This window comes from Thermostichus sp. MS-CIW-37 (genome assembly GCF_054060065.1).
In genome coordinates this window covers 75,482-98,150 of the sequence record NZ_JBSSCV010000011.1, presented here as the reverse complement: position 1 = coordinate 98,150, position 22,669 = coordinate 75,482, and the positions used below count along the sequence as shown (strand labels likewise).

Genomic DNA, 22,669 nt, shown 5'->3' with positions numbered 1-22,669 from the left:
TTTGCCGTGTTTTCCTGAGTTGACCACCTGTCAACAAGAGCGGGTGGCTGCGGCCATTGCTGAAATCCTCTCAGAAAAAACCTGCCCGTAGCACTGGTTATGGTGATTTCAAATTACACTGAAGCGGCTTGTAGATTCCAGACCTCTTTCTCTTTGGGAGAGGGGCTGGGGATGAAGGAGTGATGAGGGGACTGCGGTGTTGTGGAAACGAAGCCGAAAACTAGTTCCACTACTTCAACAGACGGGAAACCTGGGGATCTTCTCCTCAGAGCAGGAATCAAGGCGCCAGGTTCGCTTTCTGCGCCGCTTCCGCTTTACCCGTATCGGGGGGCGGTTTATCGGGATCGCCCTGTTGGTGAGTATTGCTGCTTTCAACACCGGCAACAATCCCCTGTACTTGTTGCTGGGGATGCTGCTCAGCCTCATCCTCATCAGCGGTACCCTCTCTGATATCACCCTCAAAGATTTGGAGGTGAGCCGGCAGTTGCCCAGCCACATTTTTGCCGGTCAGCCTGTCTTGCTGGGGCTTACGCTCATCAACCGCAAACGGCGCTTGCCCAGCTTTTCGTTGCAGGTGAGCGAACGCATTGAGGGGCTGAGGCGGGAAGATTGGCCTTCCAGCTATGTTTTGCGGGTGGATCCCGGTGCCAAGGTGGACACTTTTTATCAGCATACTTTTTCAAGGCGGGGAGTCTGGCAGTTGCAAGGTTTTGAAGTTGCCACCAGCTTTCCATTTGAACTCTTCCGCAAGGCGGTAGAGATTAGGGATCCCCAAACGGTGATCGTGTTTCCGCGGCTCGCCCCGGTTCAAGGATTGGCGCTGTGGGATCAGCTCAGCAGCGGCAACCAATTGCACCCCCAGCCTGGTCGAGAGGGAGACTACCTGAGCTTACGGCCCTACCGCCCCCAGGACGATGTGCGCTCTGTCCATTGGAAGATCTCGGCCAAACGGGATCAACTAATCGTGCGGGAGTTGGAGCGTCCACGATCCCAAGCCATCACCCTCTGTTTTGAAAACCGCTGGCAGCCCCAGAAAGAGAGGCCCGAGATCCATCGAGACAAGTTGGAGCGAGCTGTAGAGCGCTGTGCCGGGATCCTCTTCTACTTGATGCGAGAAGGTTACCCGGTAGCACTTGTTACGTTACAAGAGCGGACTCCTTTTGGGTCAGACCTGGCCCATCAAAATCACCTGCTGACCGTGTTGGCACGACTTACTTTTGTCGGGGATCCCCAGCTCAGCCCTCCACTGGAAAGAGAGCCTGATCCCTCTGTCAAGTTTGACCTCACCCCTCAAGATCGCTGTGTGCTGCTGGCCCATCCCGACCAGGATGGAAAATCTGCCCCGGCCCATCTCATCCACACGGGATCGCTGTTGCAATTTATCCCAATTGAGTGAGCTTCAGGCCCATTTTGATAGCAGGATCCATCTGAGATTGTTTGGAAAGCTTGGGCGCAGATCCTTGCAAAGCTTTAGGTTAAACTGCTGAAGAAGTGGTGGTTCACTGCTCCAACTTTTGTCGCAATTCTGGAATGGCCCGCCGCATTTGTCGATAGCCCTCCTGAATAATCGGATCTGCTTGATGAAAATCGAAGATCCCATACTGGCTCAGCTTGGGTTGTAAGAGCAAATCCGGCGGATGTTCGGCTAAAACACTGCGGGTAACGATTTGCTCCATCACGTTCAACGTCTTGCCAATAACGTCGAAAATATTGGGACCAGAGGGCTCATCTGGAAACCATTGGCTAATTTTTTCTTGGATCCCTTGTTGTAGGGATTGATAGCGTTTGCGAATGCGGGTGATGAAGTTGGTTTCTTCTTCGATCACTTCTCCTTCAGCATTCAAGCGCTGTCGCCGTTGAAGGGTTTCTTCCACCTCTGTTTCTTCCAGTTGCGACTCCACATCCGCGGGATCCACATGGTTGAGATTGACCGCAACAACAACATCGGCCCCCATCTCTCGCACCACCCGCACTGGCACCGGGTTGACAATGCCCCCATCTCCGAGATAGCGCCCTTCGTAGTAAAAGGGTGTAAAGATCCCTGGGATAGAGATGCTGGCCCGCACGGCATCTGCCATTTTGCCCGAACGCAACAGCACCTCCTGGCCTGTGATCAAGTCGGTAGCCACACAGCAAAAGGGGATCCCGGCCTCTTCAATACACAGCTCTTGCAAATGTTCTGTCAGCAGCTCATAAATTTTGTTGCCATCCAGCAGGCCACAGGTGGGAAAGACCACATCAAACAAAGACAGGATCATCTTCCAGTTGAGATCTCGCACAAAGTCTTCCAGCTCATCCAGTTCTCCCGCTGCATAAATGGCTCCCACAAAAGCGCCAATGCTCGTCCCAGCAATGTAGTCAACGGAGATCCCAGCCCGCTCTAGAGCTCGAATCACACCAATATGAGCCCATCCCCTCGCTCCGCCGCTGCCCAGTGCTAATCCCAGTTTTTTGCCCATGATTGCTCCCTCAAAAAGAGACCCAAAAGACCTCAAGAATCCTAAACCTTGCTCCCTCTAACAATTAGGTACCTGCCCTTTCCCGCAGATCGGGAGGCAGATAGCTGCGTTCCCCTAAGATTTCCAGAAGGGGGCCATAGCGGTCAAACTTGACCACGCTGACCGAGGCGGCCAAAACCTCAATGCGATCCCGGTAGCGACCCAGGTCGATGCCCAGCAGGCTGCAGAGAATGACCCGAATGGTGGCCTTGTGGGAGACGATCAAGACGTGGCCGCCTGTCCATTTTTCCTGGATCTCGGCCACAACCGGCATGGCCCGATTGGCAATTTGCACGGCGGTTTCGCCCCCCGGAGGGGCGTTCCAGGCCGGCTCGGTCATCCAGCGCCAATAGGCTTCTGGGTAGGCTTCTTGCGCCTCAGCGTGGGTTTTGCCCTCCCACTCGCCGTAGTGAATTTCTCTTAGGCCCTCTCGAATCTGCATCTCCAAGCCAACTTTCTCGGCCAGGGGGCTCAAGGTAGCCAAGGCACGCCGCATCGGGCTGACGTAGAGAGCTTGCCAAGGGATCCCAGCATAGGCTGCGGCAAAGGCTTCTGCCATTTGTTTGCCTTCGGGGGTGAGGTCGGGATCCAGAGCGCCGCAAAAGCTGCCGGAACGGCTGTAGGGGGTTTCGCCGTGTCTGAGGAGGTAAAGTTTCAGGCTCATGGGAGATGTGCGGATGGGTGGTGAACTTCGCCACTCTAGCTCTCCTTATCCCCCTTCGGGGCGGTGGTTGGTGGTGGGGATGTAGATGCGGCTGCCCGCCCACTGCAATTTTTCCCGCAGAGTGCGAAAGTAGGAGAGCTCTTTTTCCAGGATCATCAGCTTGGCCGGTGTAGGCGCTTGCTGAATGTGAACCCACTGGCCGGGATTCACCGACTGAGCCAACACGCCATCTGTCCACAAGCGGGTCAACCCTTCGGGATCGGCAAGAGGCCAAATGTCCACCCTGGCTGTGCCGCTGATGACAATAGGACGGCTAGACAAACTCAGGGGACAAATAGGGGTGATGATGATGGCGTCGAGGGTGGGCTCGAGGATGGGGCCATTGGCTGCCAGAGTGTAAGAGGTGGATCCCGTCGGTGTGGCCACCAGCACGCCATCCCCGTGGTACTGATCCAAAATCTCTCCGTTGACCTCGATCTCCATGATCGCGGCAGGCAGCCGTTCTCGGTTGATTGGCTTCAGGCAGATCTCATTGAGGGCATAGTAGACTTCGCTAACCGGGCGGCCCTGGGGTTTTCCCTCTCCACGGGCGGCCAAGGGATCCCCTTGCCCCAACTGCGGCTGTTCCCAAATCTGGGCTTGCAACATCATGCGGGCTTGCAAGAAAAAATCTCCTGCCTGAATGCGATCCCAGGGATCCTGTTGCAGCACCCGCTCCGACTGGGCCAAAAACCCCAGCCTACCCCCCGCTTTGATCGGCAAAATCGGGATCCCATGGGGAGCTAGGTATCGTGCCGCCGCCAACACCGAGCCATCTCCCCCCAGCACCACTGCCAGATCGATGGGATCCGAGGTGGCCTCCAAAAAGACTGGGTAGGGGTTGTGGTGCAAGCCAGTGGGAGCTGTCAACACCGTAACACCGCGCCGGCGCAACTGCTCCGCACACCTCTGGCAGGCGGCTTTGCTCTCCCGATCCCCCTCTTTGTAGGCAATCACCACCAAGCCCAAGTCCATGGTCAACCTCATCAAGGGATCCCTGTCGATTGTCCCCTTCTTCAGACTGGGGATTGCTCAGGATAATCCAGACTATCCCCCCCAAAGTTAACCAGAAAATGTTCTCTTGGACGGTGAAACCGATCACCGCAGCTCTCCCTTGAGCGTCACTGCCCCCGCCAGAGCTTTCTTCTACAACTTTTAAGTAACAGTTAAGTAAATCTGAGAAGTCACCTTGAAGAATCAACCGAAAACCCCGCCATTTCCAACAGATGGCCCCAATCCGGATCCCTGAGTTCAGCCGCGACCTAGGCTGATGCAGACCTCAGCAATTCGGTTTATGGTATGGACATTCCCCCTGCAATTCCTCTTCTCCAAGCTGCAAACCCATGACCGCAGATCTCACCAACCGCATTTTGGGCAACCGCTACCAGCTGATTCAAGAAATTGGTAGCGGTGGTATGGGATCCGTCTTCCGCGCCTTAGACTTACACAACAACGGCCAAGAGGTAGCTGTCAAGATCTTATATGCCCCCATGCTGCTGAGCCGGGGCGACTTCCAGACAGACTTGCGCCGTCGCTTTGCCGAAGAGATCCGCGTTAGCACCCTTCTGGGGCAGCATCCTCGCATCGTCAAAGTTCTGGATCACGGCCAAGAGGGGGAGCAAGCCTATCTGGTGATGGAGTACCTCAAGGGGCAGGATCTGGGCAAGCTGATCCGAGAAAAAGGGGCTTTGCCGGTTCGACAAGCCGTTCGACTAGCCTTGCAGGCCTGTGAGGGGCTGCACTTTGCCCACACGTTTCAGGCCAAGGTAGAGGGTCGCGAGATTCGAGGCGTTATCCATCGCGACATCAAACCCAGCAACCTCTTCATCGAGCAAGTTTTTCAAAATGGCAAGCTTATCCCCCAACTGAAAATCCTCGACTTTGGCGTGGCCAAAACCCTGGCGGATCACACCCTCAGCCTGGGCACCCAAAAAGGGGGAGGATTTATCGGCACAGCTCGCTACGCCTCTCCCGAACAGATACGGGGCAAAGCCTTGGATGCCCGCTCGGATATCTACTCCTTTGGGGTAGTGCTCTACGAGATGCTGACGGGATCCATGCCCTTTCAGCTGGAAACCGACTCCCTGCACAGCTGGATCCACGCCCATTGCTACGAAAGCCCAATCGAGATCAACCCGAAGGCAGCCCCCCAGCCGATCCCACCCCCTTTAGCAGCCGTGGTGATGGATTGCCTGAAAAAAAACCCAGACGAACGACCGCAAACGATGCAGGAGCTGGGGGAACGACTGCTGCAAGCCTATGACCTGACGGCAACCACCCAACTCTCTAGTGGCCAAGCCAGCACTGTGATCCTGCCCACCGGCAGCGCTAAGGCTCAACGGGATGCTCCACCCTCTTCTGAGTCCAAGCCACCGATCCAAGCCACCCGCAATACAGGATCGGCTTCTGGAGCCTTTGAAGATATCCGCGATGAGGATCTGGATCTCATCGAAGATGAGCCGGTCTCTCCCCCCTCCCCAGGTGCAGGGATCCCCTATTACATCACCGAGCGGGAACCCTCCTCAGCAGAAGCTTCGCCGGAAACACCGGATCCCTCTCCCCAAAGTGAGGATGAAACTCCCAAAACGCTCTCCACAGTGATCCCAGCCAGCAACGCTCTCCCGACCGTTCAGGATCCCCCCGTCGCTCGCCCTGCCACGCCGGCACGAACCGATACTCCCCGCACTCGCCCTCTGCGGCAAGCTGCCCCCCAAACGGTTCTGCAACCTTCCGACAGCAACCTGAAGTGGGTTTTGGCCAGGGGATCCCTAGGCGTCATGGCTCTGCTGGCTGCCTTTTTGCTGTGGCCACGCCCAACGATCCGCGATAGCCGGGAAGAACCGGATCCGATCCCTACCGCTGAAGTAACCCCAACGCCTACACTCGAACCTGCTCCCACTCCAACGCCGACACCCACCCCGACTCCGACACCGGCACCCACTCCCACTCCAACGCCGACACCCACCCCGACTCCGACACCGACACCCACTCCCACTCCAGCGCCGACACCCACCCCGACTCCAGCACCAACACCCACTCCGAGACCGACACCCACCCCGACTCCAGCACCAACACCCACTCCGACACCGACGCTTACCCCTATCCCTCGATTCACCCCGCTTGTCCCTCGTACTCCTACCCCCACCCCGACTCCATCCCCCACTCCCACTGCCACACCTGCCCCAGCAACGCCAACACCTGCGGCAGAGCTGGCCCTCAGCGGCGAGTGGCTTTACGAGGGAGGATCTTTTATCTGGCAGGGATCCCTGTGCAAGGTCAATGTTGCGGCTGGCGTCCAGGAAACCGTCTCCATTCGTCAGGAGGGCAACCAGATCAGCGTTTCCTCCCCCAGCTTTTCTGAGCGCAGCGGCCAGCTTATCGGCAGCCAACTTTCTGTTAGCGGCAGGATAGGGGGTAGCGGTACCCCAACCGTTGCTTGGAGTGGCACGGTCAGCCCTGACGGGCGCGTGATTCGCGGCAGAGCCACCTGTGGCAGCGCTGACTTTGCCATCAAGCTCACCCGCCAGAGCTAGAGGCCGACACCCCCCCCTCGGTCTCCGCCACCGCCGTTTTCCCTGTCGTCAGGCTTCTGCTGGATGGGAGGGGGAGGAGGAGGCGCGGCAGAGGTTTCCCTCACCACCTCGAGGGTATAGGGACCTCGGCCTGGGCTACCCGGAGCAACGCTGCGGGCATTCTGGGCCCAGTAGCTTTCCACCAGCACTAAGTAACAGCGGTCTAGCCGTACTGGGATCGTCAGCTCGGAGGTGGTGAAATCACCAGGCTTTGCGTCATCGTTGATGAAGAAGAATTCCGGATCAGTCTCCCTGTTGACATCAAGACCAAAGATGACCAGCACAGGGTCGAAGACTGGACTAGTTAGGCGGATAGTAACTCCTGTAACATTGGCTGCAGAAGGAAAGTAAAGGAATCCATCGACATAAAAGGTAAACGTGCCAGGGGGAGGTGGAACTTCCCGGGCATTTATGACATTGTCCCTCTCATCGAAGTAGATCTCCAAGTCGCTATTTGGCCCCAAGGTTCCACTGCGCCTATCCCCCTGTCGGCGCAGACCAATCGATGCAAAAAGGCCTGGACTGAAGGCTTGTTCGCAGACGTTCACCAGAGGCGGTATTGTACTCCCTCCACTTCCTCCACAGCCTGCCAAAACCGCAGCCGAGGCCAAAAGGCCCAAGAAAACCCTCTGCAGGGATCCCTGCGGAGTTCTAGAAGCATTCGATGCTGGCCCTGGCATAAGCACTCCTCCGGACACCGGATGTCAATGTTCCTCTAGATTACGATACTCTGAGCAATTCTCAGCAAAATGCAGATCACTGACAGGATTTTCCCACGTTTAGGCTTGCACCGGCCTGGGGGAGCTGTTTCACTGCTGGCATCGAGAAAGGAGCTTCCAGAGTGTAGTGGAACCATTGAGCCCATCTTGTCCTCAGGAAGGGATCCAGAGCAAAACCCTTTTTCGCGGTGGGCTAATCACGACCAGCGTCGGGCTTCTTGGTGAGGAAGAAATGGGCCAGGGCTGCCACACATTCTCGATCTTCGAAGAGTAGGTGGCATCGCTGCCGAACCTCCTCAGCCATGTGGTAGCGAAACTCAGAATCGGATCCCAGTTTTACGGCCAAATCCTCGTAGCTTTTAAGATCCGAGGCAATTAAGCTGTCCAGCTCCATTCTTTTGAGAATGGCATAGGTATGCCGCCCCCGCATCAGCTTTCCAGGGCAAGTGATTACAGGTAACCCAATCGCAACGGCTTCTAGGGTGGTGATCCCACCTGACCAGCCATAGGAATCTAACATAAGATCGGCACAGCGGTTGAGATCCAAGTAGTCTTGATAATCCAATCCGGGCAGGATCAGGCAGTGGTCTTCTACATTGAGGCCATACAAAGAAAAAGCCCGGGTGAGCCGTTCCCGAAATTGTCGGGCAATAGCAGCATTGGGTAGAGCCAAAAAAACAAATTGAGCGTTGGGCACTCGCTGAGCAATAGCGGCAAAAAGATAGTCATATTGGGGCAGATATTTACCCAAGTATTGACAAGCTAGGTAAACCACTGCATCTTCACGCAGGCCGAAATCCTCACGATAGCGCTTTTGCTGAGGCAAAACCGGCTTTTCGAAGCAAGTGCCCAAATGAGGTAGCCGGATCAAGGTTTCACTGTAGTGTTCCTGAGCATTCTCCGGCTCCATTAAATCGCTGGAAAGGAAATAGTCAATCGTAGAAAGCCCAGAAGTTACAGGATGAGCCCAAGTGGAGCACTGTATCGGTGCCAGTCGCAGGGAAGCCAGTTGCAGAATGAGAGGCGAAAGGCCGATCTCCAAATACACCAAAATATCCAACTGATCCTGTAGGATTTGTTGGGCTGCATCCTCGAGGCTGCTGGGAATGTGCCTAAACACATCGGCATATTGACGATACCGGTCTGTCATGAAATCGGTTCTGGGATCCAAGTGATAAGCGAAAACTTGAAACTTCTGCTTAGAGTTAGCCTGTCCATCAATCCAATTAGCATTTAGGTACTTAACCCAACCCAGAGATAAGCGGCTGTAAGAGCAAGCTCGCATGGAAGCTGAGGCAAACCCAACTCGGAGGGGATCCCCTGGTTGGGATTGGCAAGGAAGATATCTCCAATCGGGATAACAGGCGTTGACTATGCGTTGAACAAACTGGGCATATTTTTTCTGCAAATCCAGGTCGTTGTAGCCTTGGTACTGTAGGTAGTGATTGGTTCCCAGTCCTGACGCCCACAGCGCTCTGCGACGTTGCTCCTCCGTTTCTAGGGGAGTTTCCTCAATAAGACAATCCAGATGCTCGATAAAGCGAGCACGAAAGGAGTTGAGTTCTTCCTCGCTCCGATAGACTGCTGGCAGATACAGATGATAAAACCAACGAGCCTGTTCTAACTGGGGATCCAAAGCCATTGCTTTCTCCAGGTGATCCAACGCAACAGCGTGTTCTCCTTGATCTCGACAGGCGATGGCCAGATTCAGATGCACCTGCGCCAAAGGGATCCCTGTCTGTTCATCCGAGTTTTCCAGTAGAGGATTGAGTAGGGCAATGGCTTCTTCGCTACGTCGCAGGTTAACTAAGATTTTTCCAGCTTGAAAGGCAGATCCAGCAGCGTGTGGATTCAGTTTCAGGCTTTGCTGATAACAGGATAGCGCTTCCTCCAGTTGACCCAAAGACTCATAGACGACACCCAAATTGTGGTGATACAGAGCCACTTCGGGATGTTGCTCAATGGCTTCTGCAATGAGAGCCGCTGCCAATTCCGAGTCTCCTCTGGCTTGAGCTACCGTTCCCAACAGGTGAAGGGCATCTGCATGCTCAGGAAAATCCGCCAAGATTTCGGAGTAAATGGCCTCTGCTTGCCGCAGATCTCCTGCCTGCTGAGCTCGGATCCCGGCCAGAAGTTTGTCTGTAGGTGTCAAGTCCGACATCCGCTACAAAGTGGCTAGAAATTCCCCAGATTTCTCTGCCCAGTATAGTCATTTCAAGTGGATACAAACATCCCCCAAGCTCCACCATTAGCCCTTTTCCCAGAGGAAGAGGGGAGTTGGGGATCAACGGAACAACAGTTTCACTGCTATTGGGAATGCCCCCGTTGTGTTGCTTCTGAGTTGTTGATGTTTGGATGTCTATGTCGGCATTTCGAGGACTTGTAACTCGCTTTTCCAAACCGGTAAGCGAGGAGAAGGGCAACCTAACTCAAATCCGCTGCCACCCGGTGGGCGCAGGCAAAGCCGGAGAAGGCAACGGCATTGAGCCCTTGGCCGGGGAATGTGCTATCCCCCACGCAGTATAGGTTGGGGATGGCGGTGCGATTGAAAGGCATGCCCAGCAAGCCCCAGGGATCCCGGCTGGGAATGGGCCCATAGGTGCCGTTGCTGCGGCTCAAGAAGCGGCGGTGGGTGCGGGGGGTGCCTATCTCTCTGAGCTCAATGTGGGATCCCAGTTGGGGCCAAAGGGCCTCCAGGCGGCGGATAAGCCGGTCGGCGGCTTGCTGTTTCTGGGTCTGGTACTGGCTTGGGCTTAACCCTTGCCAGGTGGATATCCAACTGGGGGTAAAGGCATGAACAATGTGGCGGCCCGGGGGAGCCAGGTCGGGATCCAACAGGGTGGGGACGGAGACGAAAAGGGTGCCCTGCTCAACCTCCATCTGATCCCAGTCTTCCAGGAGAATGTGGTGACAATAGCGTTCGCCGGACAGGGCCTCGGCCCGCACCCCCAGGTGCAAGCTCAAGAAGCTGGGGGATTGTTGGTAGCGTTTTTGCCACTGCCGCTCTGCCGTGGGTAGGGATCCCGGCCATAGACGCTCAAAGGTGTCCCAGCGGGTGGCATTGGAGATGATTGTGCGGGCAAAGAGCTTTTCCCCGCTGGCCAGTTCTACGCCCACCGCCCGACCTCTTTCTTCCAGGATCCGCCGCACGGGTGCTTTGTAGCGGATCTGCCCGCCATGGGCCTCTAGCCCCTGGGCCAACTTTTGGGCGATCTGCCCCACCCCCCCTTTGGGATAGTTAATACCGCCGTAGTGTCGGTCACAAAACACCATCCCGGCGTTGATCAGGGGCGTGCGATCCGCCGGCACCACCGACCAGCAGTAGCACTCCATGTCCACAAAGCGCAGCAAATCCGGATCCCGCAGACAGCGCCGCGCCACCTGGCCCACATTCACCGGCAAATAGCGCGCCAAGGTCAGGCAGCCGAGGGGATTGCTCACAAAAGAACGAAATAGATAGCCCCACTCCTCCAACGAGAGCAGCTCCATGGCGTTGAGGCTGTTGAAGATGGGCCACAGGCTATCGTAGAACCGGCGAATGCCGGCGGCTTCCTGGGGAAAGTAGCCGGATAGCTCCTGCAAAAACTGCCCGTAATCCCGGTGTACTCGGGGATTCAGCCCCTTGGGCAGGTGGTAGGCAATCTGCACCGGATCGGGGATAGAGTCTATGGACTGGCCCACCGCTGCCAAAGCCCGTGTCAGCAAGTTAGTGGTGCCTTGGGTGCCCAATCCAAAGATCATGGAAGCGCCCACGTCAAAGCGGTAGATCCCGTTGCCTAAGGGATCCGGACGCTCAAAATAGCCGGCGCTGCCCCCTGGAATGAGGTATTTTTCCAGCACCAGCACACGGTATCCTTTGGCAGCCAACTGGCTGGCCGCGACCAATCCCCCGATCCCAGCACCGATGACGATGGCATCCCAAGCAGGGGAAGGGGTGTGCAGAGCCTGCAAGAAGGTCTGAGAAGGCAAAGTTGAGGTCAAGGGATCCTTCTGGAAACTCAAACGCAAGATCAGTATCTTTACCGTACCAGAGGTTCTAGGGTTTCCCCATGAGTTGAGCTCCCCTGGGAATGAGTTTGCCCAGATCTGCAAGATCCCCAAATAGAGATTGTGGCGCGGGCTACGGAACCGAATTCACGAATTTGCTATACAGAATCCGGCCACACGACACAGATGGTTTTGCCATGTTGGTGACCCAGCATCCTGTCTTTCGGCGCTTTTGGTACCCGGTGATGCCCCTCAGCCGATTGGAGCAGGGATCCCCGCAACCTTTCGAGCTGCTGGGAGAGAGGATCGTCCTTTGGCTGGACAAAGCCGGACAGCCCCAGGCAGCCGCAGATCGCTGCTGTCATCGGTCGGCGCAATTGTCCAAGGGAATCGTCTGTGATGACCATATCCGCTGCCCCTACCATGGCTGGGAGTTTGATGGCACGGGAGCCTGTGTCAAGGTGCCGCAACTGCCGGATCAGGCCCGCATCCCGGAGAGCTACCGCATTCCCGCCTATCTCTGCCAGGCCCGCTATGGCTATGCTTGGGTGTGCTTGCATCCCCAGCCTCTACGGGGGATCCCGGTCATCCCAGAAGCCGAGGATCCCAGTTACCGGCTCATCCACGAGTTCTACGAACGCTGGGAATGTGCCAGCTTGCGCATCTGCGAGAACGAGTTCGATGCCGCCCACATCAGCTTTGTACACCAGAACACCTTTGGCAGTATGGAAGACTTGGTACCCAGCCACTTCGAGGTCGAGGAGCTGGACTACGGGATCCGCACCCGCACAGTGCTCGGTGTAGCCAACCCAGAGCTGCAACAAAAAAACCTGGGCATTGCTGCCGCCAAAACCGAGCGCACCACCACTTCAACCTGGCATTTGCCCTTCACCAACCACCTTCACATCCGCTACCCCAATGGCCGCAGCCATGTCATCGTCAACATCCCCACCCCCATCAACGACCGAGCCTCCCAGGTGGTGCAGTTTTGTTTGCGCAACGACACCGAGGCCGATACCCCAGCCGCCGAGGTTATCCGCTTTGACCGGGCCGTGACCCTGGAAGACAAAGCCATTTTGGAGACCACGGATCCCGACGTGCCCCTCACCCTCAGCGCCGAACAGCACATGCTCACCGATAAGCCCGGGATCCTGATGCGCAAGCAATTGGCGGCTCTGCTTAAAGCCCACAGCAGCTCCTCAAACCAGATTTTCTAGGCTGCGGGTGCCGGCGTAGCGGCTGTAGGCGTAGATCAACCCCAGGGTGAGGCCGGTAACCAAAAAGCTGAGGGCCGCCCCGAAAGGATAGTCCAGGCTGGAGCCAAACTGCAACTGAATCACATTCCCGATCAACAGCGTTTTGCTGCCCCCCAACAGATCCGGCACTACGAACATGCCGAAAGCCGGGATCCCCACCAGAATGAGGCCCGCCGCCAGTCCAGGCAAGGTCTGGGGCAGAAGCACCCACCAAAAGACCTGCCAACCCTTGGCATAGAGATCCCGTGCCGCTTCCGCCAGCCGCCAATCGATGCGCTCCACCGCCGTGTACAGGGGCAAGACCATGTAGGGCAAAAACGTGTAGACCATGCCCAGATAAACCGCCAGCCAACTGGGATACAGAGCCGTTTGCGGTGGGATCCAGCCCAGCCAGGCCGCCAAGCGAGCCGGCCACCCTTCCGGGGCCAGCACCACCATCCAGGCATATGTGCGGATCACCAGGTTCGTCCAAAAGGGCACCACCACCAAGGTGAGCAACAGATCCCGTTGTCGGGGTGGGTGGGCGGCAATGAAGAAAGCCAATGGGTAGGCCAGCAGCACGCAAAAAAAGGTGGTCACCCCCGCCACCAGCAGGCTGCGGCCCAAGATCTGCCAGTAGATGGGCGTCCATCCCAAGGGGCCAAAGCCGAGAATGCGCAGATAGTTCTCCAGGGTCAGGGGCAGTTGAATCTGGCCAAACTCCCCGCGGCTGAGAAAGCTGCACACCAACAGCAACAGCCCCGGCAGCACCAGAAAAAACATCACCCACAGCACCCCTGGCCCAGCAAAAATTAGGCTGCGCCCCAACTCCTGCCAAGGGGTGAGCAGCTCCCCAAATCGCACCTGGGCTTGGCCAGGGATCCACTTGCCCACAGGAGATGGCAGCTTCAACATCCAGTCTCCTCCTGACGGGGATCCGGTCGCAAACGGATTAGGCTTTTCGGGGGTAGGTGGGCCACCAGCGCTGCGCCGATCTCAAACCCTGCATCCTCAATATCGGTGTTGAGGGCCGTGGCCTTGAGCTGCTGACCTTGGTTTGTCCGCAACAGGTATTGGTTCTCAGCCCCAGTGTAGATGAGGTTTTCCACCCGCACCGGCACCTGGTTGGGCAGCAGATCCCAGCCGCTGCGAGAGAGCTGGATCTTTTCCGGGCGAATAGCCAATTGCACCGGTTCCGAGCTGGCCGGGATCCCCAAGACCTTCAGCTTTCCCAAGGGCGTATCCACACAGTCCGTCCCACAGGCGATCCCCTCGATCAGGTTGCTGGCCCCTAAAAAATCGGCTACGAAGGCCGTCGCCGGGCGCTCATACACCTCATCGATAGGGCCCACTTGCTCAATGCGCCCCGCCCGCATCACCGCCACCCGGTCGCTGGTCACCAAAGCCTCTTCTTGGTCGTGGGTAACGAAAATAAAGGTCATGCCCAGGCGGCGCTGCAACTCGCACAACTGCACCTGAAGCTGCTTGCGCAACTTGGCATCCAACGCCGACAGCGGCTCATCCAACAAGAGCACTTCCGGCTCGTTCACCAAAGCCCGAGCCAAGGCCACCCGCTGCTGCTGTCCCCCCGACAGCTCATGGGGCTTCCGCTTGGCCAGAGCTGCAATCTCCACCAATTCCATAGCAGCCGCTACCCGCTTGCGCAGAGCTTCTCCCCGCACACCCCGCATGCGCAGGCCGAAGGCGATGTTGTCCTCCACCGTCATAAAAGGGAAAAGGGCATAGCTCTGAAACACCGTGTTGACGTTGCGCTTGTGGGCGGGCAGGTGGCCTACCGGGCGACCTCGAATCACCACTTCCCCAGCATCGGCCATCTCCAGGCCGGCCAGGATGCGCAGCAGGGTGGTCTTGCCGCAGCCGGAAGGGCCCAGCAGGCCGAAAAACTCCCCCCGCCGAATGTTCAGCTCAATGCCATTGAGGGCCACAAAATCGCCAAAACGCTTGTGGAGGCCGGTTACTTCCACATCCCAGTCGGGATCCCGGACGGTGGAAGTACTGGAGATGACACTCGCGATCACAGTTGACAGCGCTGATAAAACCATCTAACCCAGTATGCAAGTCTCCGAGAAAATTGCAGTTATTCTCCACACCAGGGGCACCAGTTCCACGCTCAGCCCTGCAAACGGGGATCCCTGGCCGTAGCCTTTCCAGATGGGAAACGTTGGGAACAAAGGACTCCGTCTCGCTATCGCGAACGGCCCCATAATAGGGTATGCATGGGTTGCTGCCAAAACAGCTCCTGCCCCGGCCCTCAATAGGTATCAGGGATGGGATCCTCAGGCGGCGCAGGCTCTTGCATGGGCCAAACCCAATCTGTGAGGTCTTGGGAAGGGATCCCTTCCGGTAGCAGCCCATGGCAGCGGGAGCGAAACAGACAACTGTTGCAGCGCTCAGTGTGGGGGGTCATGGGAAAGTCTTGCGCCTCCAGTTGCCGCAGGTGGTTCAGAGTGGCTCTTAGGTGGGCCAGGTCTTGCTCATAGGCGGCGGCGCTGTAATACCGGTGGAAGGGCTGCTGCGGATGTTGCACATACCAAAAGGTCAGTTGCACCTGCTCCGGCTCAAAAGGGCCTTCCAGGGGCAGCTGCTGGGCCACCTCGCAGAGCAGCAGAGGGTAAAGGCGCACCTGCCAGTCTTGGGCCAACTGTTCATCGCGAGGACGTTGACGCTCAGTTTTCCAGTCCAGGATGTGCAGGGATCCGGGGATAATCACCAGCCGATCCAAACGGGCTATCAACTTAAAGCCCTCAATCCGTTGCCACAGGGGCAACTCCGCCAACACCCGTCCCTGGGGATGGGCATGGGAGCTGGCCAAGAACACCTGCCACCACTGCTGCACCCCTTCATCCAGGCCGGACAAACGCGGCTCCACCTGCCGCCCGCGGCTGTGCCACTCCACCAAACGGTGAAACTGCCGTCCGCGCCTCTGCTCCAGCTCGTGCTCAAAAACACTGGCAGCGGGCCAGATCAACCGCTCCAGGTACACATAGCGAAACAGGCGGGGGCAATGGTCCAGCAAGGCCAGCGAAGAGGCGGAGAGGTTGACCTGCTCAAGACTCAACCTCTCCAGAGAAGGGGCAGAGCCTGGTCGCGAAGCAGGCGTAGCCTCAAAGGGGGCAATCGGGATCCCAGACATGGGCAAGTTCTGGCGAGGGTGGGATAGTTCAACTGTTCGCGCTAGCAGGACGGAGTCCTTTCCGCCAACCCCATCCGCTTTTCCGACATAGAGCCTGGCCCGGAAGGGAGCTGGATTGCCGTTGGCCCTCAGAAGACAGAATCCCTGCCTGGACAGCCAGACCCGGAACCGTCTGTGGTTGCGCTAGGTTCCCACCGGACTTGCCCAGACCCAGATGGCGACCATCCCATCCCAGAGCAACAGAAGCAGAGCAAAACATCCTAGGAGCCCGTACATCCAAGGCTGAACGTAGGGGCGCAGCCCGCCAATCTCCAGTTGAGCGTGCCGTCGAATCTCAGCCAACAGCTGCTTGAACCTGGTCACCCGCATCGGCAAAAGTACGCGATCCCCCCCTCGGCTGACCAGGTAATACACCATACCACCCTGGCTGGTGGAGCGGGGCTCAATGCGCTCGATATCGGCCCACCGGATCTGCCACTCCTGCCGCACAAAAGGCGGCACCCAACTGGGGTAGGTGGCCTGCATGCCCTCTTCGTCCAACTGAATCTGCTGGCTCAGGGATCCCAGGACTACCCCCCATCCCAGCAGCAGAGCAATCCAAAGGGATCCCAGCTCAAGAGGTGTTGCCTGTTGCCGAGCCAGCAGGATGGGTAGGGGCAGAACCAGTCCCCAGTACAGAGCCTGCACAGCGCAGCGAATTAAGGGAGAGATGGGGAAGGTCATCGTCGGCAAGATGAGGCTGGCTTTATCAATAAGATAGCGCTAGATAGCGCTTAAAAAGGCACCTCCTCCTCCAAGGACTCCGTCCCGCTGAGGCGAACGGCAAGCTGAGAAGACTGCTCACGCCGGTAGGACGGATTCCTTACTGCATTGGGAAAGTCTACGGGATGAGGACTCCGCCCCGCTGACGCGGACGGCTCTGCTCCTGTTGGCGAGCCGTAGGTCTCACCGGAGAGCAGGTCAGGGGATCCCTCGGCTTCTATAGCCTCTATTGAGGAGAGCTCTTCCGTGGCTCCCGTCACGTCAGACTCCAACACCCCTTCCAAATCCACCAAGCTGCCGTTGAAGTGGTCGGCAAAACGGCGGGCAATCTCCGCCAGCTCCTGGGTTAGATCGAAGGACTGCCCACCGTGCAGGGTGTCGCGGCGCTCTGCACGACTTGGAGAATCGGTCGCGACAGCGGTGCGGAGCACTTTGTTCGCACCGGCGGGAGAAAGTCCTTGGGTTGCCAAGCCGGCCACCTTGGGGCCACCCATAGGATTGTCCCGCTCAGGCTCTGGCGAAGGTGGGCTGGAGTCAGAAGGGGAATGTTGCTGTCGCCGGGCAAGGCCGTGGCTCTGCGGTTCTGCTCTGGGCTCCCTTGAGGAAGCACGACTGTTGGTGCTATCGCTCTGCAACCCCGGCGTGGTGACAGGATCCGGGGCCACGGGGGCGGGGGGCAGGTCTGTTTCTCGGCTGGGCAATGCCGAGGACTCCGTCCCACTGACGCGAATGGAAACATGCGGCCCGCTGGAGCGCTGCACAATCAAGTTGAGCTGCACAGGACGCTGGAGCAGGTTGTGGAGCACCGACCGCAGTTCGGCTTCTTTGCTGCGCACTTTTTCCACCAAACCCTTGCTGGGAAAGGCGAGGGTAATTGCCTCAGGAGTCTCTTGGTACAGGTGGCCGGATCCCATCAGAGCCTTGGTGAGGGGAGAGAGGCGCTTGAGGAACTCGTCCCAGTGGGGGCGCAGCAGCTTGACTGTGGCGGCGTCCCTTGCCGGTTCTCTGGGCTGCTCCGAGGACTCCGTCCGAGTAGCGCGATCTGCCTTCTGGCTCCCAGCAGGGGATGCTGGCGCAACAGACTTGGCAATTGCTGGGCCAACAGTTGGCTTATCTGGCTCATCAACAGGGAGTGGAGAGACAGTTGCAGCCGCTGCAGGGGCTGGAGGGGTGGTGGGGAGAGACTCTGTCCCCTCCGGGGGAGTCATCTGGGGTGCAGGAGATAGGTCAAGGGCTGGGGAAGGACTCTGTCCTGCTGACGCGAACGGTTCTTTATCCTCGGCCACCATGCTTGGGCGAAGCTGGCCCAGCAGATCCACCAGGGCAATTTCCAACCACAGTTGGGGCTGTCCGCTTTGGCGAATTTGCGGCTCACACTGGCGCAGATGGCTCTGGGCTGCCAGCAGCATCTCCACCGAGTAGCGAGGGGCCCGTTGCTGCAGAGCTTCCCAGGTGGAATCCGTTACAGCCACCAACTCCCGTTGCCGGGGGGCCGTCTTGACCAGCAGCAGATCCCGATAGAAGGCCACCAGGTTCTGCAACACGACCAAGGGCTCTTTGCCCCGCTCCAACAGTTGCCGAGTTTGGCCGAGTACCGCCTGCACATCCTGAGCCAGCAGCGCATCCATCAGAGCCAAAAGCTGCTGTTCCGGGATCCCGCCCACCAAGTCCCAAACCGCCTCCGGGGTGATGGATCCTTCCAAGAGGCTGAGCTGGTCCAGCAGGCGTTCGGCGTCCCTCAGGCCCCCTTGGGAAAGTTGGGCCACCAGTTGCAGCGCCTCCGGCGTGATAGGGATCCCTTCTTGGGCGGCGATCTTGCCCAGGTGGGCCACCATGTCGTCGAGGGGGATGCGGCGGAAGTCAAACCGCTGACAGCGGGAAACAATGGTGGGCAAAACCCGCTGCGGGTCAGTGGTGGCCAGGACAAATACCACGCGGGGGGGCGGCTCTTCAAGAGTTTTCAGCAAGGCGTTGAAGGCCGCATTGCTGAGCATGTGGCACTCGTCGATGACATAGACTTTGTAGCGGCTGTTCACCGGGGCAAACTGGGCCCGCTCGATCAGCTCGCGGATGTTGTCTACGCCGGTGTTGCTGGCCGCGTCAATCTCGAGAACATCCAGGGAGGCTCCCGCAGTAATGGCGCGGCATTGGCTGCACGCCTGGCAGGGATCCGGCGTCGGCCCCTGTTCACAATTCAAAGACTTGGCCAAGATGCGGGCGCTGGAGGTTTTTCCCGTGCCCCGCGGCCCGCAGAACAAATAGGCAGGCGCCACCCGCCCCAGCCGGATGGCATTGGCCAGCGTTTGCACCACCGCTCCTTGGCCGACCACATCGGCAAAGCGCTGCGGGCGGTATTTTAAATGCAGGGGTTCATAGTTGCCAGCGGTGGCCATTTCCGGGATCTCCAAGCAAGCAGCGCCCCAACCGGAACCGCGCAAGAGCTCTGCTCTGCTGACGCGATCCCACCGGGGCTCTCCTATTCTGGCTTCTCGATGGCGGGATCCCTCCCTGCCCATCAAGAGCAGGGCTGGACACCAGAGGGGGAGACCGGCAGAGCTTTTGTGCTCCGCTCCGCTGAGGACTTGGGATCCCGGCGACGCAGAGAGGGAAGCTGGGGCAGTTGCACTCTCCAGCCGGGCGAGTCAAGCTGATCCATGTGCTGCACGCGGTAGCTGAGCTGATACACCTCCTTCCTGAGCTGGCGATTCTCTGCCTGGATGGCGGCGATGCGCTCGCGAATGGGCTGAAGGCGGGCCTGCAGCTTGCGCCGGTAGAGCTCCGGCAACTCCTGGATCATCTGCTCCAGCAACTGCTTCTCTTGGTAAAGCTGCTCGATCTCCGCCTCATAGCTGCGAATTTGCCGGTGTTGCTTTTCTTGGCGCAGCTCCAGAAGGTCTATCTGGCCCTGCAAGATGCGATTGCGCTCTCGCAAAAGCTGGATTTCCCGCTCCCGCGCGGCCAGAGCTTGAGCAAACTCCGTCTTGCCGATGCAACCTGCTTCCTGCATCGTTTCTCCCTCAACCCATCCGTACATGGATACCAAGGGATCCGTCCCACCAGACCCTATCCGTCACTGTATCCGGCCCGCGGGGGTGAGGCAAATGGCCTCTGGCCCGCCGACGCCAAAGCTTGCTTCACCTGGGCTTCCAGCTCAGCCAGGGATCCGGAGTTGTCCAGCACCACATCGGCACGGCGCACTTTTTCCGCCAAAGGCCACTGGCTGGCGATGCGAGCTTCGATTTCTGCCGGTGTAAGAAGATCCCGGCGAGCAAGGCGTTGCCGCTGCTGCTCTGGAGTGCAAGTCACCACCCAAATTTCATTCACCCACCCCTGCAGGTGGGCTTCAAACAGCAACGGGATCATCAGACAAACGGTTTGGGATCCCTGCCCAGAAGAAAATCCTACCCCGCTACGCTTTTGGGAGGCAGGCTCTTCCTCAAGCGGCACCCCATGGACTTTAGAGCTCTGCTCCGCCAACGCGGACAGAAAATCTTGCAGTTGAGCTCTAACGAAAGGGTGGATTTGGGCCTCTAGCCAAGCCCGCTCAGCGGCATCTGCAAACACGATCTGGCCCAACTGCCGGCGATCCAGATCTCCAGAGGGCGTTTGGATGGCCTTTCCATAGCGTTCCAGCACCCTGTCTCGAATAGGGGATCCCAATGCCAAAGCCTGGCGGGCCATTTGATCGGCATCGGCCACCGGGATCCCGTGCTGCTCCAAGATGCGGGCGACCGTGGATTTGCCCGTGCCCACTCCGCCTGTCAGGCCGATGATTCGCATAGCTGTCGTGGTTACGGTTTAGCTTGCTGGGGTAGAGGGGCGCTGCCAGGGTAAAGCCAGTTGAAGGTTTTTCTTCAAGGGGAGGCCGTTTTTGCAGCCAGCGGAGAAGAACGGTGCTCTGCCGCAGCCGGCAAAGGAGAGCTGGGCGGCAGCAGGCTATACTCAAAGCCCTCCACCAAAGCCCGACAGGAGGCCTCGATGATGTTGGTGGAAACCCCCACCGTTGTCCAACGGCGGTGACCGTCGCTAAACTCCACCAGCACGCGCGTTTTGGCCGAGGTGCCGGCTCGCCCATCCAAAATGCGCACCTTGTAATCAGACAGGTGAATCGCCTCCAGTTGGGGATAGAACTCCAGCAGCGCCTTGCGCAACGCCCCATCCAGAGCGGCCACCGGCCCATTGCCTTCCGCCGCCGTCACCCGAGTCTGCCCCTGCACCGCGATTTTCACCGCTGCCAACGATTGCACATCCGTTGCCTCGCCACTGGGATCCCGGTCTTTGCTGTTCCAATCGGAGCGGGTGGTGGTCGTCACGTTGAAGCTGAGCACCTCAAAAGGATGGGAGCGTTGTCCCAGCAAGCCCCGCACCAACAGCTCAAAGCTGGCCTCAGCAGCCTCAAACTGATAGCCCTGCAGCTCCAAAGTTTTCAGCCGCTCCAAAATCAAGCGCGCCTGTGGATCCGACTTGTCCAGCCGGATCCCGAATCCGGCCATTTTGTGGAGAATGTTGCTCAGCCCCGCCTGTTCTGAGACCACGATGCGGCGACAGTTGCCCACTTGCTCGGGGGCGATGTGCTCGTAGGTGAGGGGGTTTTTCTGAACGGCGCTGACGTGGATCCCGCCCTTGTGGGCAAAGGCCGATAGGCCCACAAACGGAGCATGGTCATCCGGGGCCAAATTGACCACCTCGCTGATGGAGCGGGAGATCTCCGTCAGGTGCTTCAGCTTCTCTTGCGGCAGACAGCGATAGCCCAGCTTCAGTTGCAAGTTGGGAATGACGCTGCACAGGTCGGCATTGCCGCAGCGTTCCCCATAGCCGTTGATGGTGCCCTGCACCATGCGCGCCCCTGCCTGCACCGCCGCCAGGGCATTGGCCACAGCAGTGCCGGAGTCGTTGTGGGTGTGAATGCCCAGAGGCAAATGCCGCAGGTGATGGGATTCTGCCAAGACGGCTGCGGTAATCTGGGCGATCTCATGGGGCAGGGATCCGCCGTTGGTATCGCAGAGAACCAGCCACTCCGCCCCCGCCGCCGCCGCTGCCGCTAGGGTTTGCAGGGCATAGTCGGGGTTGTGGCGGTAGGCGTCGAACCAGTGCTCGGCATCGTAGATGACCCGCCGCCCCTGGGATCGCAGATAGGCAATGGTGTCGCGGATCATGGCCAGGTTTTCCTGCAGCGTGGTGCCCAGGCCCTCGGTGACGTGGAGATCCCAAGACTTGCCGAAGACGGTTATATAGCGGGTGCCCGCCGCCAAAATGGCCTGCAGCATGGGATCGTCTGCCGCCCGCCGCCCCGGCTTGCGGGTAGAACAAAAAGCCACCAGCTCGGCTTGCTCTAGGGGCTCTTCCCGCATCTGCCAGAAAAACTGCACATCCTTGGGATTGGCTCCTGGCCAGCCCCCTTCAATAAACGGGATCCCCAGCCGATCCAGCAGCTTGGCAATCTGTAACTTGTCTTGCACCGACAGCGATAGACCCTCTCGCTGGGCCCCATCCCGCAGTGTGGTGTCGTAGAGAGTGATGGTGGCTGAGCAACCCAGATCAATCTTCATATCGCATCAGTTTCTTGTAAAAGGCGGTGGAGAAATCCGGCTGTTGTCCGCGCTGCACCAAAGAGACGACATCAATCAGATAATCCACAAACTCGTAGTTGGCGATGGAGAGCTGATAGGTGAGATCTGCATCCTGAGCAAAGATCACCTGAACCACCGTCAGATCCGAAGGCAACGGGGACGTATGCCAACTGGCCAAGAAGCGGACAGGCTCTTCCCCCTCGATGGCCCTCTGCCCTTCCAGGCTGGCTTTTTTGTAGAGGCCCACCGCGAGGGCTAGGTACTGTCGGCGGGCAACGGCGTAATAGGGCTGATAAACGGCCACTTCTGGCGGGCTGGCGGGTTCAAGTTGCAAAGCCATGGTGCGCTAGGAGAGGGGTACCGCTTTTTCTAAGTTTCATGAAGTTCTGCAAGATAGGTGGGATCCCTATAACCAAGTAGATATCTCTGCATTGGCTGTAGCAAGTGTCGCCGGAAAAAGCTGTGAGGT

The 22,669-nt window shown here is 58.3% G+C and carries 18 protein-coding genes; 3 read left to right on the top strand and 15 right to left on the bottom strand.

What is annotated here, in order from left to right:
- Positions 1 to 355: 355 nt before the first annotated feature.
- A complete protein-coding gene (locus tag ACVWYZ_RS07040) occupies positions 356 to 1,396 on the top strand; it encodes a DUF58 domain-containing protein (RefSeq protein ID WP_457466620.1) in 1,041 nt (346 codons plus the stop codon).
- Between the two features lie 103 nt (positions 1,397 to 1,499).
- On the opposite strand, the gene ACVWYZ_RS07035 is transcribed toward ACVWYZ_RS07040, so the two are convergent.
- The 3 genes from ACVWYZ_RS07035 to ACVWYZ_RS07025 form a co-directional block, all read right to left on the bottom strand.
- A complete protein-coding gene (locus ACVWYZ_RS07035; protein WP_457404047.1) occupies positions 1,500 to 2,459 on the bottom strand; it encodes a patatin-like phospholipase family protein in 960 nt (319 codons plus the stop codon).
- 64 nt (positions 2,460 to 2,523) lie between these two features.
- Entirely contained in the window at positions 2,524 to 3,162 is a 639-nt protein-coding gene (locus ACVWYZ_RS07030; RefSeq protein WP_457466619.1) for a histidine phosphatase family protein, read from the bottom strand.
- A gap of 45 nt (positions 3,163 to 3,207) precedes the next feature.
- Entirely contained in the window at positions 3,208 to 4,176 is a 969-nt protein-coding gene (locus tag ACVWYZ_RS07025; protein WP_457466625.1) for an NAD(+) kinase, read from the bottom strand.
- A 368-nt stretch (positions 4,177 to 4,544) separates the two neighbouring features.
- On the opposite strand from ACVWYZ_RS07025, the gene ACVWYZ_RS07020 reads away from it, so the two are divergent.
- The gene (locus ACVWYZ_RS07020) at positions 4,545 to 6,734 is read left to right on the top strand and encodes a serine/threonine protein kinase (RefSeq protein ID WP_457466618.1); all 2,190 of its coding nucleotides are present in this window, start codon (positions 4,545 to 4,547) and stop codon (positions 6,732 to 6,734) included.
- Here the strand turns inward: ACVWYZ_RS07020 and ACVWYZ_RS07015 are convergent.
- From ACVWYZ_RS07015 to crtH, 3 genes are all read right to left on the bottom strand, one after another.
- A complete protein-coding gene (locus tag ACVWYZ_RS07015; RefSeq protein ID WP_457466617.1) occupies positions 6,731 to 7,219 on the bottom strand; it encodes a hypothetical protein in 489 nt (162 codons plus the stop codon). The two genes, ACVWYZ_RS07020 and ACVWYZ_RS07015, sit on opposite strands and share 4 nt — an antisense overlap.
- Positions 7,220 to 7,685: 466 nt before the next feature.
- Positions 7,686 to 9,653: an O-linked N-acetylglucosamine transferase, SPINDLY family protein gene (locus tag ACVWYZ_RS07010; RefSeq protein WP_457466616.1), complete on the bottom strand. Its 1,968-nt coding sequence runs from the start codon at positions 9,651 to 9,653 to the stop codon at positions 7,686 to 7,688.
- Positions 9,654 to 9,916: 263 nt separating this feature from the next.
- Positions 9,917 to 11,473 carry a carotenoid isomerase gene (gene crtH / locus ACVWYZ_RS07005; protein ID WP_457466615.1) on the bottom strand — a complete coding sequence of 519 codons (1,557 nt, stop codon included), beginning with the start codon at positions 11,471 to 11,473 and terminating at the stop codon, positions 9,917 to 9,919.
- A 203-nt stretch (positions 11,474 to 11,676) separates the two neighbouring features.
- Here crtH and ACVWYZ_RS07000 point away from each other — a divergent pair, with 203 nt between their 5' ends.
- A complete protein-coding gene (locus tag ACVWYZ_RS07000; protein WP_414374929.1) occupies positions 11,677 to 12,696 on the top strand; it encodes an aromatic ring-hydroxylating dioxygenase subunit alpha in 1,020 nt (339 codons plus the stop codon).
- Here the strand turns inward: ACVWYZ_RS07000 and ACVWYZ_RS06995 are convergent.
- From ACVWYZ_RS06995 to ebsA, 9 genes are all read right to left on the bottom strand, one after another.
- Complete coding sequence (locus tag ACVWYZ_RS06995; protein WP_414342559.1) at positions 12,679 to 13,629, bottom strand: ABC transporter permease; 951 nt, start codon at positions 13,627 to 13,629, stop codon at positions 12,679 to 12,681. The genes ACVWYZ_RS07000 and ACVWYZ_RS06995 overlap by 18 nt on opposite strands.
- Positions 13,623 to 14,762, bottom strand: a complete 1,140-nt coding sequence (locus ACVWYZ_RS06990) for an ABC transporter ATP-binding protein (protein WP_457466624.1) — start codon at positions 14,760 to 14,762, stop codon at positions 13,623 to 13,625. Before ACVWYZ_RS06990 ends, ACVWYZ_RS06995 begins: the two co-directional genes overlap by 7 nt.
- A 224-nt stretch (positions 14,763 to 14,986) precedes the next feature.
- Positions 14,987 to 15,868 (bottom strand): PD-(D/E)XK nuclease family protein, encoded by an 882-nt coding sequence (locus ACVWYZ_RS06985; RefSeq protein ID WP_457466614.1) that lies wholly within the window; start codon positions 15,866 to 15,868, stop codon positions 14,987 to 14,989.
- Between the two features lie 183 nt (positions 15,869 to 16,051).
- Positions 16,052 to 16,591, bottom strand: coding sequence for a hypothetical protein (locus ACVWYZ_RS06980; protein ID WP_414331790.1), 540 nt, complete (start codon positions 16,589 to 16,591; stop codon positions 16,052 to 16,054).
- 50 nt (positions 16,592 to 16,641) lie between these two features.
- Complete coding sequence (locus ACVWYZ_RS06975) at positions 16,642 to 19,023, bottom strand: DNA polymerase III subunit gamma/tau (protein WP_457466623.1); 2,382 nt, start codon at positions 19,021 to 19,023, stop codon at positions 16,642 to 16,644.
- A gap of 122 nt (positions 19,024 to 19,145) precedes the next feature.
- Positions 19,146 to 19,637: a hypothetical protein gene (locus tag ACVWYZ_RS06970; RefSeq protein ID WP_457466613.1), complete on the bottom strand. Its 492-nt coding sequence runs from the start codon at positions 19,635 to 19,637 to the stop codon at positions 19,146 to 19,148.
- Between the two features lie 56 nt (positions 19,638 to 19,693).
- Entirely contained in the window at positions 19,694 to 20,410 is a 717-nt protein-coding gene (coaE, locus tag ACVWYZ_RS06965) for a dephospho-CoA kinase (RefSeq protein WP_457466612.1), read from the bottom strand.
- Positions 20,411 to 20,484: 74 nt separating this feature from the next.
- On the bottom strand, positions 20,485 to 22,179 hold the full coding sequence (cimA, locus tag ACVWYZ_RS06960) for a citramalate synthase (protein WP_457466611.1): 1,695 nt from the start codon (positions 22,177 to 22,179) through the stop codon (positions 20,485 to 20,487).
- Positions 22,169 to 22,540 (bottom strand): type IV pilus biogenesis protein EbsA, encoded by a 372-nt coding sequence (ebsA, locus tag ACVWYZ_RS06955; protein WP_414343182.1) that lies wholly within the window; start codon positions 22,538 to 22,540, stop codon positions 22,169 to 22,171. The genes cimA and ebsA overlap by 11 nt, the downstream gene beginning before the upstream one ends.
- Between the last annotated feature and the right edge of the window lie 129 nt (positions 22,541 to 22,669).

Excerpts from the sequence above, each read along its gene's own strand:
- ACVWYZ_RS07035 (WP_457404047.1), bottom strand. The coding sequence starts at position 2,459 with ATGGGCAAAAAACTGGGATTAGCACTGGGCAGCGGCGGAGCGAGGGGA.
- ACVWYZ_RS07030 (WP_457466619.1), bottom strand. The coding sequence starts at position 3,162 with ATGAGCCTGAAACTTTACCTCCTCAGACACGGCGAAACCCCCTACAGC.
- ACVWYZ_RS07025 (WP_457466625.1), bottom strand. The coding sequence starts at position 4,176 with ATGGACTTGGGCTTGGTGGTGATTGCCTACAAAGAGGGGGATCGGGAG.
- ACVWYZ_RS07020 (WP_457466618.1), top strand. The coding sequence starts at position 4,545 with ATGACCGCAGATCTCACCAACCGCATTTTGGGCAACCGCTACCAGCTG.
- ACVWYZ_RS07010 (WP_457466616.1), bottom strand. The coding sequence starts at position 9,653 with ATGTCGGACTTGACACCTACAGACAAACTTCTGGCCGGGATCCGAGCT.
- ACVWYZ_RS07000 (WP_414374929.1), top strand. The coding sequence starts at position 11,677 with ATGTTGGTGACCCAGCATCCTGTCTTTCGGCGCTTTTGGTACCCGGTG.
- ACVWYZ_RS06995 (WP_414342559.1), bottom strand. The coding sequence starts at position 13,629 with ATGTTGAAGCTGCCATCTCCTGTGGGCAAGTGGATCCCTGGCCAAGCC.
- ACVWYZ_RS06985 (WP_457466614.1), bottom strand. The coding sequence starts at position 15,868 with ATGTCTGGGATCCCGATTGCCCCCTTTGAGGCTACGCCTGCTTCGCGA.
- ACVWYZ_RS06980 (WP_414331790.1), bottom strand. The coding sequence starts at position 16,591 with ATGACCTTCCCCATCTCTCCCTTAATTCGCTGCGCTGTGCAGGCTCTG.
- ACVWYZ_RS06975 (WP_457466623.1), bottom strand. The coding sequence starts at position 19,023 with ATGGCCACCGCTGGCAACTATGAACCCCTGCATTTAAAATACCGCCCG.
- ACVWYZ_RS06970 (WP_457466613.1), bottom strand. The coding sequence starts at position 19,637 with ATGCAGGAAGCAGGTTGCATCGGCAAGACGGAGTTTGCTCAAGCTCTG.
- coaE (WP_457466612.1), bottom strand. The coding sequence starts at position 20,410 with ATGCGAATCATCGGCCTGACAGGCGGAGTGGGCACGGGCAAATCCACG.
- cimA (WP_457466611.1), bottom strand. The coding sequence starts at position 22,179 with ATGAAGATTGATCTGGGTTGCTCAGCCACCATCACTCTCTACGACACC.
- ebsA (WP_414343182.1), bottom strand. The coding sequence starts at position 22,540 with ATGGCTTTGCAACTTGAACCCGCCAGCCCGCCAGAAGTGGCCGTTTAT.